The 12925-nt window shown below is 76.3% G+C and carries 11 protein-coding genes and 1 pseudogene; 9 read left to right on the top strand and 3 right to left on the bottom strand.

The features are described from left to right. Positions 1-91: 91 nt before the first annotated feature. Positions 92-514, bottom strand: a complete 423-nt coding sequence (locus ACLQ22_RS23400; RefSeq protein WP_425694199.1) for an HPF/RaiA family ribosome-associated protein — start codon at positions 512-514, stop codon at positions 92-94. Between the two features lie 374 nt (positions 515-888). Here ACLQ22_RS23400 and ssb point away from each other — a divergent pair, with 374 nt between their 5' ends. From ssb to ACLQ22_RS23385, 3 genes are all read left to right on the top strand, one after another. Continuing rightward, positions 889-1683: a single-stranded DNA-binding protein gene (ssb, locus tag ACLQ22_RS23395; protein WP_425694198.1), complete on the top strand. Its 795-nt coding sequence runs from the start codon at positions 889-891 to the stop codon at positions 1681-1683. A 576-nt stretch (positions 1684-2259) separates the two neighbouring features. Beyond that, on the top strand, positions 2260-3414 hold the full coding sequence (locus tag ACLQ22_RS23390; protein WP_425694197.1) for a cobalamin biosynthesis protein: 1155 nt from the start codon (positions 2260-2262) through the stop codon (positions 3412-3414). Beyond that, entirely contained in the window at positions 3411-4955 is a 1545-nt protein-coding gene (locus ACLQ22_RS23385; RefSeq protein WP_425694196.1) for a cobyric acid synthase, read from the top strand. Before ACLQ22_RS23390 ends, ACLQ22_RS23385 begins: the two co-directional genes overlap by 4 nt. A 243-nt stretch (positions 4956-5198) precedes the next feature. On the opposite strand, the gene ACLQ22_RS23380 is transcribed toward ACLQ22_RS23385, so the two are convergent. After that, entirely contained in the window at positions 5199-5600 is a 402-nt protein-coding gene (locus ACLQ22_RS23380; protein WP_121400090.1) for a rhodanese-like domain-containing protein, read from the bottom strand. A gap of 256 nt (positions 5601-5856) precedes the next feature. Between ACLQ22_RS23380 and ACLQ22_RS23375 the strand changes: the two are divergent. From ACLQ22_RS23375 to ACLQ22_RS23360, 4 genes and pseudogenes are all read left to right on the top strand, one after another. Beyond that, a pseudogene (locus ACLQ22_RS23375) lies at positions 5857-6564 on the top strand (uridine kinase family protein); the annotation flags it as partial. Next, entirely contained in the window at positions 6554-7906 is a 1353-nt protein-coding gene (locus tag ACLQ22_RS23370; protein WP_425694280.1) for a dipeptidase, read from the top strand. The pseudogene ACLQ22_RS23375 and the gene ACLQ22_RS23370, both read left to right, overlap by 11 nt. A gap of 77 nt (positions 7907-7983) precedes the next feature. Next, positions 7984-8190, top strand: coding sequence for a hypothetical protein (locus ACLQ22_RS23365; RefSeq protein ID WP_121399432.1), 207 nt, complete (start codon positions 7984-7986; stop codon positions 8188-8190). 89 nt (positions 8191-8279) lie between these two features. Further along, on the top strand, positions 8280-9863 hold the full coding sequence (locus ACLQ22_RS23360; RefSeq protein WP_425694279.1) for an ATP-dependent DNA ligase: 1584 nt from the start codon (positions 8280-8282) through the stop codon (positions 9861-9863). Between the two features lie 31 nt (positions 9864-9894). Here ACLQ22_RS23360 and ACLQ22_RS23355 read toward each other — a convergent pair whose 3' ends face one another. After that, on the bottom strand, positions 9895-10722 hold the full coding sequence (locus ACLQ22_RS23355) for an SURF1 family protein (protein WP_425694195.1): 828 nt from the start codon (positions 10720-10722) through the stop codon (positions 9895-9897). Positions 10723-10932: 210 nt separating this feature from the next. Here ACLQ22_RS23355 and ACLQ22_RS23350 point away from each other — a divergent pair, with 210 nt between their 5' ends. Next, positions 10933-12324, top strand: coding sequence for a cobyrinate a,c-diamide synthase (locus ACLQ22_RS23350; protein ID WP_425694194.1), 1392 nt, complete (start codon positions 10933-10935; stop codon positions 12322-12324). Next, entirely contained in the window at positions 12321-12890 is a 570-nt protein-coding gene (locus ACLQ22_RS23345; RefSeq protein WP_425694193.1) for a GNAT family N-acetyltransferase, read from the top strand. The genes ACLQ22_RS23350 and ACLQ22_RS23345 overlap by 4 nt, the downstream gene beginning before the upstream one ends. The last annotated feature ends 35 nt before the right edge of the window (positions 12891-12925 follow it).

The following is a 12925-nucleotide window of genomic DNA, read 5'->3' as shown; positions in this document are numbered from 1 at the left end:
GACGGTACGCCGGGAAGCTACCGGGCGGTAGCCCTGGGTGCTGCCCGGCCCCGCCCGCCCGCACCGGCGGACGGGGCCTCGGGCGTACGCGTCAGACGGTCTCGGCCTCGGCGCGGGCCGGGTCCGTGTCGGGCTCGACCTCGGCCTCGGCGGCCGGCGGGGGCACGTCACGCAGGTGCTTGTTGTGCCGCGGCTCCTGCTTGGTCTTCGCGTCGTTGAGCCGCCGCCGCAGGTCGTCCCGGACGTCGTTGAGCGCGGCGTGCAGGTCCTCCTCGGCGGAGGTGGTGACGATCTTCTGCCGACCGGCGATCCAGCACTCCAGGGTGACCTTCTGGCCCCTGGCCTCCCGGTCCTTGACCGACACCTCCAGCTCGGTGGCGTCGGCGTGGAAGCCGGCCAGCCGGGAGTCGAGCGTGGCGAACTGTTCCGCGATCCAGTTCCGGTCGCCCTGGGAGAACCCCGCGCCGACCCGCAGGCACTCCGCCACGGTGGCCGGGTTGGCGACGGCGCTCATCGCCGCACCTCGCCGGAGACGATGGCGGCTGCGGTGCTGGTCATCTTCATGATCGCTGACCTCTCGTTCGTGGTGCTGTCGGCGGTGCGGTTGATCGAATCCATACCCCGCCGGGCTCCGTCCGGAACGTGACGTGTGGCCCGCCCGTGGCGGCACCCGAAGCGCGGCCCCGCCTCCCGATCGTCGAGCCGATCGTGCGGGCTCCCCAGGGTCGCCCGGCCCTACCACACCGGGACCTTGATCAGGTTCTTGTCCACAGGCGGTCCGGTTGTCCACAGGCTCGGCGCGCGGCGCTGGCGACGCCCGCGCCGAGGGCCCAGGCTCGGCACCGAGTCGACTCGCGATGGCAAGCCCGATCTCCCCCTGGAGGGACGATGTTCGACACCTACGTCACGATCGTGGGCAACGTGCTGACCGCGCCGGAGTGGCGTCGCACCACCCAGAGCAACACCCTGGTGGCCAACTTCAAGGTCGCCTCGACCGCCCGCCGGCTCGACCGAGACAGCGGGCGCTGGGTCGACGGCAACAGCCTGCGCGTCCGGGTCAACTGCTGGCGCAAGCTCGCCGAGGGGGTGGCCGCCTCGGTGATGGTCGGCGACCCGGTGGTGGTCTGCGGCCGGCTCTACACCCGCGACTGGACGGACGACGCCGGCAACCACCGCTCGCTCTACGAGCTGGAGGCGGTCGCCGTCGGCCACGACCTGTCCCGGGGCCGCAGCCGGTTCCAGCGCAACCGGCCGACGATGACGACCAGCACCGTCGAGGACGCCGAGGCCGAGCACCGGGTGCGCGGGGAGACGACCGAGCCGGTGCCGGACGAGGACGCCCCCGTCCTGCCGGACCGCCGACCGCTCGACGACGACTTCGAGCCCGACTTCGGCGTGTTCGCCGGTCACGACCTGCCGGCCGACGCCACCGGCGACGACTCCCTCGACCCCTTCGACGACCCGACGGACGATCCCCACGGCGGGCAGCCCGACGGGCCGGAGCCGGAGGCCGACGGCCCGACGCCGGTGACTGACGCACCGGAGGACGCCCCGGGTGCCCGGGGTGGTCGGGGCGACGTGGCCGTGGGGGAGTCGGTCCCCTCGTCCGAGGAGGCCGAGGCGGGCGTCTCCCCGGCCGGCCGTGGCCGCCGGGGCCGGGGGCGGGTGCCGCAGCCCGCCTGACCGCCCGCGCCCGGGTGACACGACGGGGGCGGGGTGGCGCCGGCGGTGCCGTCGTCACCCCGCGTGTCCCCCGGGGCGCTCGGGTGAGTCGTTCTAATGCGCGGTGGGCGGTGGGCGGTGGGCGGTGGGCGGTGAGCGGGTGAGCGGTGCGCGGGTGAGCGGTGCGCGGTGCGCGGTGGGCGGTGCGCGGAGCCGGCCCGTCGGGGCCGCCCGCTGCGCGGTGGGCGGTGCATCGGCGGGCTCGTGGTGGACCGTTGCGGGGGGCTGCCCGACCGCGGCTGGGTCATGCGTGATCGTTTGCACGGCAGCCGGGCGTCCGCCGTCGTTCCTTCCGGGGCGGCGCCAAACGATCATGGGTGTCGCGGCTCGGGCCCGCACTGCCCGCACTTCCCCTGCCCCGCGCTCGACCGCCCGACCGGTCAAGTGGTCGACCGGACCGTGGGTCATTGGGGGAGGCGGAGTGGCCGGCGCGGTCCGGGCGATCGGGGACGACGGCCGCCGGGGCGCGGGTGGTCGGGTGTTCGGCCGGGGTCGGCAGGGCGCTCGGCTAGGCTGGCCGGCCGGAGGTGGTGGCGGGTGCGACAGGCGACGCCGGTGGCGACCGCGGCGGGACTGGTCGCGGGGTACGCCCTCGACGCGCTCCTCGGAGACCCCCGCCGGTACCACCCCGTGGCCGGCTTCGGCCGTGCCGCCGGGGCACTGGAGCGGCGGACGTACCGTCCGGACCGGCTTGCCGGAGCGGCGTTCACCGCGCTGGCGGTCGGCGCGCCGGTGCTGCTCGGCGTGGCCGCCACGGTCGCCACCCGGCGCCGGCCGGTGGCCCGGGCCGCCCTGGTCGCCGCCGGCACCTGGACGGTGCTGGGCGGGCGCACGCTGCGGCACGAGGCCACCGTGATGGGGCGGGCGCTGCGCGCCGGCGACCTCCCTGCCGCCCGGCAGCGGCTCGGCCACCTCTGCGGCCGGGACCCGTCCGGGCTCGACGAGCCCGAGCTGGCCCGCGCCACCGTGGAGTCGCTCGCCGAGAACACCTCGGACGCGGTCGTCGCGCCGCTGCTGTGGGGCGCCGTGGCGGGGCTGCCCGGCCTGCTCGGCTACCGCGCGGCGAACACCCTCGACGCCATGGTGGGTCACCGCTCGCCGCGGTACGCCCGGTTCGGCACCCCCGCCGCCCGCCTCGACGACCTGCTCAACCTGGTGCCAGCGCGGCTGACCGGCCTGCTCACCGTCGCGGTCGCGCCGACCGCGCACGGCGACCGGGAACGGGCGTGGCGCGTGTGGCGCCGGGACCGCAACGACCACCCCAGCCCGAACGCCGGGCAGTGCGAGGCGGCGATGGCCGGCGCCCTCGGCGTACGGCTGGGCGGACGCAACGTCTACTTCGGGCGCTCCGAGGTGCGCCCGTTCCTCGGTGACGGCCCCCGCCCCGAGGCGCGACACCTCAAGCGGGCCGCCCGGATCTCGGGCGCGGTCGGGCTGGCCGCGCTCGGGCTGGCCGCCGCGTACCCGCTGACCCTCGGCCGGCTGGTGGGCGCCGTCGGGCGCCGGGCCGCGCACCGGAGCGTCGCAGGCCGATCCGTCCTCGGCCAACTCGTCCTCGGACGATCCGTCCTCGGGCGGGCCGGCGTCGATCGGAGCGGCGTCGGTCGCGGCGTCCTCGGCCGGCGCGTCGTCGATCGGGTCGGCGTCGGGCGGCGCGTCGTGGCCGCGGCGGGGCGGGAGAGCGGGCGGTGAGCGGCGGCCTGCTGGTCGCCGGCACCACCTCCGACGCCGGCAAGAGCGTGCTCACCGCCGGAATCTGCCGCTGGCTGCACCGCCGGGGCGTGAAGGTGGCGCCGTTCAAGGCGCAGAACATGTCCAACAACTCCGCCGTCGTCGTCGGCCCGGACGGCCGGGGCGGCGAGATCGGGCGGGCGCAGGCGATGCAGGCCGCCGCCTGCGGTCTCGCCCCCGACCTGCGGTTCAACCCGGTGCTGCTCAAGCCGGGCAGCGACCTGGCCAGCCAGGTGGTGCTGCTCGGCGAGGCCGTCGACACGGTCACCGCGGGCAACTTCCGCGAGCTGCGTCCCCGGCTCGCCGAGACCGCGTACGCGGCGCTCGCCGAGCTGCGGGCCACGTACGACGTCGTGATCTGTGAGGGCGCCGGCAGCCCGGCGGAGATCAACCTGCGGGCCGGCGACTACGTGAACATGGGCCTGGCCCGGCACGCGGGACTGCCCACGATCGTGGTCGGCGACATCGACCGGGGCGGGGTCTTCGCCTCGATGTTCGGCACCCTCGCCATGCTGGACCCGGCCGACCAGGCGCTGATCGCCGGCTTCGTGATCAACAAATTCCGGGGCGACCTCGGGCTCCTCCGGCCGGGGCTGGACATGCTGCGCCAGGTCACCGGCCGACCGACGTACGGGGTGCTGCCCTGGGCGCTCGACCTCTGGCTCGACGCGGAGGACTCGCTCGCGTACGGCCGGGTGCTCGGCCGACCGGCGGCCCCGCGCGGCACCGACTGGCTGGACGTGGCCGTGGTCCGGCTGCCCCGGATCAGCAACGCCACCGACGTCGAGGCGCTCGCCACCGAGCCGGGCGTACGGGTCCGGCTGACCGTCGAGCCGGCCGAACTGGCCGCCGCCGACCTGGTCGTGCTGCCCGGCTCGAAGTCGACCGTGGCCGACCTGGCCTGGCTGCGGCAGACCGGCCTGGCCGACGCCGTCCTGGCGCACGCGGCGGCGGGAAAGCCGCTGCTCGGCATCTGCGGCGGCTTCCAGATGCTGGCCCGGGCGATCCACGATCCGGTGGAGAGCCGGCAGGGCAGCGTGCCGGGGCTGGGCCTGCTGCCGATCGAGGTCACCTTCGATCCACGCAAGACCGTCCGGCAGTCGGTCGGCACCGCCCGCGGCGACGTCCCGGTCCACGGCTACGAGATCCACCACGGGTACGTCTCACACGCCGACCCGGCGCTGACCCCGCTGCTGACCTGCGCGGACGGCAGCGGCGAGGGAGCCGTTGTGGGCGCCGTGCACGGTACCCACTGGCATGGCGCCTTCGAGTCCGACGGGTTCCGTCGCCGGTTCCTGACCGAGGTGGCCCGGCTCGCCGGCCGGACCGGCTTCACGGTGGCCCCGGACACCGCCTTCGCCGCCGTCCGCGAGCGCTCCCTGGACCTGCTCGGTGACCTGGTCGAGGAGCACCTCGACACCGACGCCCTCTGGCGCCTCGTCGAGTCCGGCCCGCCCGCCGGCCTCCCCTTCATCCCACCCGGAGCCCCACAGCTCCCCTGATCCCGACCCACCGCGCGGCCGCCCACCGCGCGGCCGCCCACCCCTCGGCCCCTTGGCGAGAGTGATCAAGAGGTTTGCGCCCTGTGGAGCCGCGAACCAGGACGCAAACCTCTTGATCATCGGCATGCGGCATGCGGCATGCGGCATGCGGCATGCGGCATGCGGCATGCGGCATGAGGCATGCGGCAGGGGCGCGGGTGCGGGGTCAGCGGGTGGGGCAGTCGGTTGGCGGCCCGGGTCCGGTCAGCGGCGGATGTCGGCGGGGCGGTCGGACATGGGTAGCCCCGCCTCGCGCCACGCCTGCACGCCGCCGATCATGTCGGTCGCGCGGTGCAGCCCGAGCGCCCGCAGGCTCGCGACCGCGAGGCTGGAGCTGTAGCCCTGCCGGCACACCACCACGATGCGCTGGTCGTACGCCGTGGCCTCCGGGATCCGCCACGCGCTGGCCGGGTCGAGGCGCCACTCCAGCACCGTCCGGTCGATGACGATGGCGCCGGGCAGGTCGCCCTGCTCCTGCCGCTGCGCGTCGGTGCGGGTGTCGATCAGCAACGCCCCGGTACGGACCGCCTCGACGGTCTGGTGCGGGGTCAGCCGGCGTACCCCGGCGCGGGCCTGTTCCAGGAGGGCGTCGACGCCCGGACTCATCACGGTGTGGGACACCAGCAGATCATCCCGCCCCGTTCCACGCTCCGCCCGACGAACGCCCCGCCGTACCCGACGAACGCTCGTTCGGGCGACCCCCGATCGGAGCGTCCGCGTGGCCGCCGACGCCGGGCTTCCCGCCACCGCAGGCTCGCATGGCGGCCGGGCTTCCGCCAGCGCCACGAGGTGCAACCGGATCCGGACGCCGCCTGCGGGCCCGCGCGGTGGCCGGGGATCCGGCCTGGTTACCGTCGGCCTCGTGGCGGTGGCGGTGGTCGAGGCGTACGACCGGCTGGCCCGGCGGGTGCTCGCCGGGCCGGCGCGGTTGGGGCGGACCCGGCTGGTGGCGGTGGACGGGCCGAGCGGCGCGGGCAAGAGCGCGTTCGCGGCGCGGCTCGCGGACGCCCTCGCCGCCCTGCCCGGCGGCAGCCGGCCGCCGGTGGTGCACACCGACGACCTGCTCGACGGCTGGGACGACCAGCTCACCTTCTGGCCCCGGCTGGAGGAGTGGGTGCTCGGGCCGCTGCGCGCCGGCCGGGCGGGAGCGTACCGCCGGTACAGCTGGGTCCGTCGGGCCTTCCTGCCGCGCCCGGTGCCGGTGCCGGTCGCGCCGGTGCTCCTCGTCGAGGGGGTGAGCGCGGCGCGGGCCGCCGCCACCGTGGACCTCACCCTGGCCGTCTTCGTCACCGCCCCGGCGCCGTTGCGGCTGGCCCGGGCGCTGGAGCGCGACGGCCCGGAAATCCTGCCGGACCTGCGCCGCTGGCACCTCGGGGAGCGGTCGCACTTCGCCGCCGACGGCACCGAGGCGCGCGCGGACCTGGTGGTCGACGGCGCCCCGGTCCTGCCGCACGACGCCGACCGCTACTACGTGCGCCGCCGCTGAGGCCCGTCGCGGCGGGCTCGGGCGATGTGGTCGGTAAGGCCGGCATACGATGCCGGTCATGACCACACCGATCATGTCCGAGTCCGAGGTCCGGGCTGCCGTCGAGCGGGAGCTGCCCGGCGTCCGCGCCGACCTGGAACGCCTCGTCCGCATCCCCGGCATCGCGTTCGAGGGCTTCGACCACTCGCACGTGGAGCGTTCCGCCGAGGCGGTGGCCGAGCTGCTGCGCGGCTGCGGTCTCGACGTCGAGATCGTGCGCTCCGGTGGCCAGCCCGCGGTCATCGGCAAGAAGGCGGCCCCGCCGGGGGCGCCGACGGTGCTGCTCTACGCCCACCACGACGTGCAGCCGGTCGGCGACCTGACGCTGTGGGAGTCGGACCCGTTCGAGCCGGTGGAGCGGGACGGCCGGCTCTACGGCCGGGGCGCCGCCGACGACAAGGCCGGCATCATGGCGCACGTGGCGGCGCTGCGCGCGTACGGGGACGCGTTGCCGGTCGGCGTGGTGCTCTTCATCGAGGGCGAGGAGGAGTACGGCTCCGACTCGTTGGAGAGGCTGCTCGCCGCGCACCGCGACGAGATCGCCTCGGACGTCATCGTGATCGCCGACTCCGCGAACTGGGACATCGGCGTACCGGCGCTGACCACCAGCCTGCGCGGCATCGTCAACTGCTTCGTTGAGGTGCGCACCCTCGACCACGCCGTGCACAGCGGCATGTTCGGCGGGGCGGTGCCGGACGCGCTGACCGCCCTGGCGCGGTTGCTGGCGACCCTGCACACCGACGCCGGCGACGTGGCCGTCGACGGGCTGGTCGGCCGGGAGGGCGCGAGCGTCGACTACCCGGAGGACCGGTTCCGGGCCGAGGCGGGGCTGGCCGAGGGCGTGGGCCTCATCGGCACCGGGCGGATCACCGACCGGCTCTGGACCAAGCCGGCCCTCGCGGTGCTCGGCATCGACGCCCCGACCACCGCCGAGGCACCGAACGCCCTGGTGCCGGCCGCCAGGGCCAAGCTGAGCGTACGGCTGGCACCGGGCGACGACCCGAAGCGGGCGTACGCGGCCCTGCGCGCCCACCTGGAGAAGCACGCCCCGTGGGGTGCGCGGGTGAGCGTCACCTTCGAACACGACGGCGACCCGTGCGTCATCGACGCGTCCGGCCCGATGTTCGACGCGGCCCGCTCGGCGTTCCGGACCGCCTGGGACGGCACCGACCCGGTGGACCTCGGCATCGGTGGTTCGATCCCGTTCATCGCCACCTTCCAGGAGATGTTCCCGCGCGCGGCGATCCTGGTGACCGGCGTGGAGGACCCGCAGGCCCGGGCGCACGGCCCGAACGAGAGCCTGCACCTCGGGGAGTTCGCCCGGGTCTGCCTGGCCGAGGCGCTGCTGCTCAAGAACGTCGCCGAGGCGGGCGTCGCCGGGCGTTAGGTGTCGGAACCGTAACTTCCGGGTCGATGTGGGCGTTTGCGGTGTGTCGGCGGTCGGGTTGTTATAGCCTCTCGAACATGCGTACGAATGAGGTGATGGGCCGGCTCGAGGCCGCCGTCAGCGCCCTGGGGGACGTCGACGTCTCCGCGTGGTCCGAGGACACGCTCAAGGAACAGCTCGGCGACCTGTCCGCCGCGCTGGTCGCTCTCGACACGGTGCTCTCCCGGGTCGCCGAGGAGATCCGCGCCCGCGGCCTGCGCATCGAGGAACCCGTCTCGGCCTGACCCGCCCACCCCTGGCGGGCGGAGGTTTCCCGGCGCCCGGGCACGGCAATGCCCGGGTCGTGTCGGAGGTGGCTGGCAGGATGGAGCCCGTGCGGTTCCTCGACCTGGCAGCCACCTCCGCCGCCGTCGGCGCCACCCGGGCCCGGCGGACCAAGGTGGAGCTGCTCGCCGCCGCGTTGCGGGCGCTCGACCCGCCCGAGGTCGCGGCGGGCGCCGGCTGGCTGGCCGGCGAGCTGCGTCAGCGGCAGACCGGGGTGGGCTTCGCGAGCCTGCGTGACCTGCCGCCGCCGGCCGCCGAGCCGACCCTGACCGTGGCCGCCGTCGACGCGGCCGTCGACGAGATCGCGGCCGTGCGCGGGCCGGGTTCCCAGGCCCGCCGCCGGGCGCTGCTGGGCGCGCTCTACGCCGCCGCCACCGCCGAGGAGCAGCGGCTGCTGACCGGCCTGTTCAGCGGCGAGCTGCGCCAGGGCGCGCAGGCGGGTCTGCTCGCCGACGCGATCGCCCGGGCCGCCGACGTGCCGCTCGCCGCCGTACGCCGGGCGCTGCTGCTCGCCGGTGACCTGCGCGCGGTCGCGGTCGCCGCGCTCGACGGGGGCGCGGCGGCCCTGGGCGCCTTCGGGCTCCAGGTCGGCCGCCCGCTCGCGCCGATGCTGGCCCAGAGCGCGCCCTCGGTGGACGAGGCGCTCGCGGCCACGGGCACCCCCGCCGTGGTCGACGTCAAGCTCGACGGCATCCGGATCCAGGTGCACCGCTCCGGCGACGACATCGCCGTGTTCACCCGCAGCCTGGACGACATCACCGCCCGGGTGCCGGAGGTGGTCGCCGCCGTGCGGGCGCTGCCCGCCCGCGAGCTGGTGCTCGACGGGGAGGCGATCGGGCTCGACGAGACGGGCCGGCCGCTGCCCTTCCAGCAGACGTCGAGCCGGGCGGCGCGGCGCACCACGCCGAGCGGCGCCGGAGGCGCCCCGGTGGCTCCGGCCGTGCGCGCCGCCGCCGCGTCCACCGGCGGGACGGTGCTGACGCCGTACTTCTTCGACCTGCTGCACCTCGACGGCGACGACCTGGTCGACCGGCCCGGCCGCGAGCGTTGGGCGACGCTCGACGCCGCGGTCGACGCCTCGCTGCTGGTCGGCCGGATGGAGGTCGACGGCCCGGAGCGGGCCGGCGAGGCGTTCGCCGCCGCCATCGACGCCGGCCAGGAAGGGGTCGTCGTGAAGGCGCCCGACGCCCCCTACGACGCCGGCCGGCGGGGTGCCGCCTGGGTGAAGGTGAAGCCCCGGCACACCCTCGACCTGGTGGTGCTGGCGGTGGAGTGGGGCAGCGGCCGGCGTCAGGGCTGGCTGTCCAACCTGCACCTCGGCGCCCGCGACCCGCGCACGGGCGACTTCGTCATGCTCGGCAAGACGTTCAAGGGCCTCACGGACGAGCTGCTGCGCTGGCAGACCGAGCGCTTCCTCGCCCTCGCCGTCGAGCGCGGCGACTGGGTGGTGCGGGTCCGCCCCGAGCAGGTGGTCGAGATCGCCTTCGACGGGGTGCAGACCAGCTCCCGCTACCCGGGCGGGATGGCGCTGCGCTTCGCCCGCGTGGTGCGCTACCGCGACGACAAGACGGCGGCGGAGGCCGACACCATCGACGCCGTACGCGCCATCCACGCCGGCCGCGTCACCGGCTGAGCGGGCCGGCGGGGCGGGCCGGCGGGGCGGGTCAGGCGGCGCCCTGCGGCGCGGGCTCGGCGGCCCGGTCGACGGGCCGCCGCGGTTCCACGCCCGCCAGCCGACGGGCCTCCCGGCGGGCCACCCAGCCGTAGCCGAACAGGGTCATCACGGCGAAGATCCACCACTGCACGACGTAGCCGAAGTTCTGCCAGTTGTTGGTGTATCCGACCGGCACGTCCTTGAAGGCGGGGTCGGCCGCCGGGGTCTGCTCGTCGAGCAGCAGGTACGCGCCGTGCACCGGGTAGGGCAGCTCCCGGGCCAGCCGGGGCACGCCGATCCGCCGGGTCTCCAGCTTGCCGTCCCGCCGGTTGACGGCGACCGAGCCGCTCTCGCTCAGGTGCACCCGTCCCGTCACGGTGACCTCGCCGGGCGGGAGGGCCGGCACGTCCGGCTGGACGGTCGCGTCGCCGCCGCGGGCCGGCGGGATCCAGCCCCGGTCGACCAGCACGGCCGTGCCGTCGGCCAGCACGAGCGGGGTGACCACCTCGAAGCCGACCGTGCGGTCCACCGAGCGGCCCCGGACCAGGACCACGTTCGCCGGGTCGTAGCGGCCGGTCACGGTGACCTTGGTCCAGGCCTTCTCCGCGACGGGGGCGGGGCCGGCCGTGCCGCTGCCGCCGGTCGGGGCGGGCAGCACGTCACGCAGCGGCACCGGGGCCATCCGCAGGCCGGCGTCGATCCGCTCGTTGACCTCCGTACGGCCGTGGTAGCGGTCCAGCTGCCAGTTGCCGAGCAGCACCATCACCGCCGCGGCGACCAGGGTCAGCGCGAGAATGCCCAGCCAGCGCGGCGTCAGCAGGAACCGGTACACGCCCACGAGGCTACCCCTGTGACCGGAGGCACTCGCTTCGACAGCCCCCTTCCGGGCCGGGCGGGGGGTGCCGGCGCCTCCGCCCGGCGTGCCCGACACCGCCGGCGGGGCCCGTTCGGCGGCGACCACCCGGCGGCCGCTTCGGCTATCGTCACGCGGGCGGACCGCGCGGTCGGCCCGCCGCAGGTCCCCCCGCCGCCCCGCAGGGAGTCGATGATGACCGTCGTGCCGCGCCTGGTGCTCAGCGCGCCGTCCTCCGGCCACGGCAAGAGCGCGCTGGCGATCGGGCTGCTCGCCGCGTTCGCCGACCGGGGCGTCGACGTCGCCGGGTTCAAGGTCGGCCCGGACCGCGTCGACGCCGCGTACCTCGGGCTCGCCGCCGGCCGCCCCGGTCGGACCCTGGATCCCCGGCTGGTCGGCGCCGACCGGATCGCCCCCCTCGTCGGCCACGGCGCGGCCGGTGCCGGGCTCGCCGTGGTGCAGGGCAGCATGGGCCTGTACGACAGTCTCGCCGGCCGCCCGGAGAGCGAGTCGACGGCCGCCGTGGCCACCGCGCTGCGCAGCCCGGTCGTGCTGGTGGTCGACGTCGCCGCGACGGGGCAGTCGGTGGCCGCCCTGGTGCACGGCTTCCGGTCGTACGACGAGCAGCTCTGGCTCGGCGGGGTGATCCTGAACCGGGTGGCGTCCTCCCGGCACGAGGAGCTGCTGCGCGAGGCGCTGGACGACATCGGCGTGCCCGTCTACGGCGCGCTGCGCCGCCAGGACCTGCCGTCCGTGCTGCCCGCCCGCCGGTACGGGGCGGTGCCCGCGCTCGCCCGCACCGACGAGGCCACCCGCGCGGTCCGCCGGCTCGGCGAGGCGGTCGCCGCCACCGTCGAGCTGGACCGGCTGCTGGGCCTGGCCCGCTCCGCCCCGCCGCTGCCCGCGCCGCCCTGGACGCCGCCGGCCGGGCGGGAGGCCGCCGGGTCGCGTCCGGTCGTCGCGGTCGCCGGGACGCCGGGCGGCAGCTACAGCCACCCCGAGACCGTCGAGCTGCTCCAGGCGGCCGGCGCCGAGGTGGTGACGGTCGACCCGCTGCACGACGAGGCGCTGCCCGCCGGCACCGGCGCGCTGGTCGTCGGCGGCGGGCTGCCCGAGTCGTACGCCGAGCAGCTCTCCGCCAACCGCCGGCTCTGCATAGCGGTCGCCGAGCTGGCCCGCACCGGGCGACCCGTCGTCGCCGAGGGGGCCGGCCTGCTCTGGCTGGCCCGGGAACTGGACGGGCTGCCCATGTGCGGCGTGCTCGACGCGGTGGGGACGCGCCGCGACGGCCTGGTGGCGGGCTACCGACAGGCGACCGCCCTGACCGACAGCCTCGTGGGGCCGGCGGGCACGGTCGTGGCCGGGCACAAGGAGCACCGCGGCGTGCTCACCCCGCGCGCCGGGGCGCGGCCGGCGTGGAGCTGGGACGGCGGGGCGCCCGAGGGCTTCGTCTGGCGGGGCGTGCACGCCTCGCAACTCACCCTGCACTGGGCCGCGTACCCGCAGCTGGCGGCCCGGCTCGTGGACGCGGCGGTGGCGGCGGCGGCCGACCCCGCGGACGCCCGGCCGGACGGGGTGCCCGCGTGATCGGCCAGGTGGCGGTCCGCCGCTTCCCGGCGCTGACCGTCTCCACGCCCCGCACCGAGGTACGCGCGCTGACCGGGGCCGACGCGGCGGCGGCCGACGAGGTCTTCGCCGACCGGCAGACCCAGCGGTGGCTGCCGCTGGCCGACACCTCCGGTCAGATCGACGGGCTGGCCTGGTGCACCGACCTGGCGCGGCAGCGGCGCGACAGCGGCGACGGCGACCACTACGCGGTGGTACGCCGGGAGGACGACCGGGTGGTGGGCTGCCTGTGGACCCGGCGCACCGACTGGGGCGCGCGGTGCACGGAGGTCTCCTACGCCATGGCGGCGCACGCGCGGGGCTTCGGCCTGGCGGCCGAGGCGGTCGACGCGCTCGCCATCGCGCTGATCCTCGAACACGGCTTCCAGCGCGTCGAGCTGCGGGTCGCCCCCGGCAACCTGGCCTCCCGCCGGGTCGCCGAGAAGGCCGGGTTCAGCTACGAGGGCCTGCTCCGCAACGCCGGCTTCGTCGGCGGCGGGCGGGTGGACCTCGAGGTCTGGTCCTTCGTCGCCGCCGACCTGCGCTGACTGTGGGTCCAGACGCGCGCGTGGCTCGTGGTGCG

The organism is Micromonospora sp. DT178, from assembly GCF_049841695.1.
GTDB lineage: Bacteria > Actinomycetota > Actinomycetes > Mycobacteriales > Micromonosporaceae > Micromonospora.
This window is presented reverse-complemented; position numbering and strand designations above follow the sequence as displayed.

Coding starts and splice junctions, on each gene's coding strand:
- ACLQ22_RS23350 (WP_425694194.1), top strand. CDS start 10,933: ATGACCGTCGTGCCGCGCCTGGTGCTCAGCGCGCCGTCCTCCGGCCAC.
- ssb (WP_425694198.1), top strand. CDS start 889: ATGTTCGACACCTACGTCACGATCGTGGGCAACGTGCTGACCGCGCCG.
- ACLQ22_RS23380 (WP_121400090.1), bottom strand. CDS start 5,600: ATGAGTCCGGGCGTCGACGCCCTCCTGGAACAGGCCCGCGCCGGGGTA.
- ACLQ22_RS23365 (WP_121399432.1), top strand. CDS start 7,984: ATGCGTACGAATGAGGTGATGGGCCGGCTCGAGGCCGCCGTCAGCGCC.
- ACLQ22_RS23370 (WP_425694280.1), top strand. CDS start 6,554: ATGTCCGAGTCCGAGGTCCGGGCTGCCGTCGAGCGGGAGCTGCCCGGC.
- ACLQ22_RS23400 (WP_425694199.1), bottom strand. CDS start 514: ATGAGCGCCGTCGCCAACCCGGCCACCGTGGCGGAGTGCCTGCGGGTC.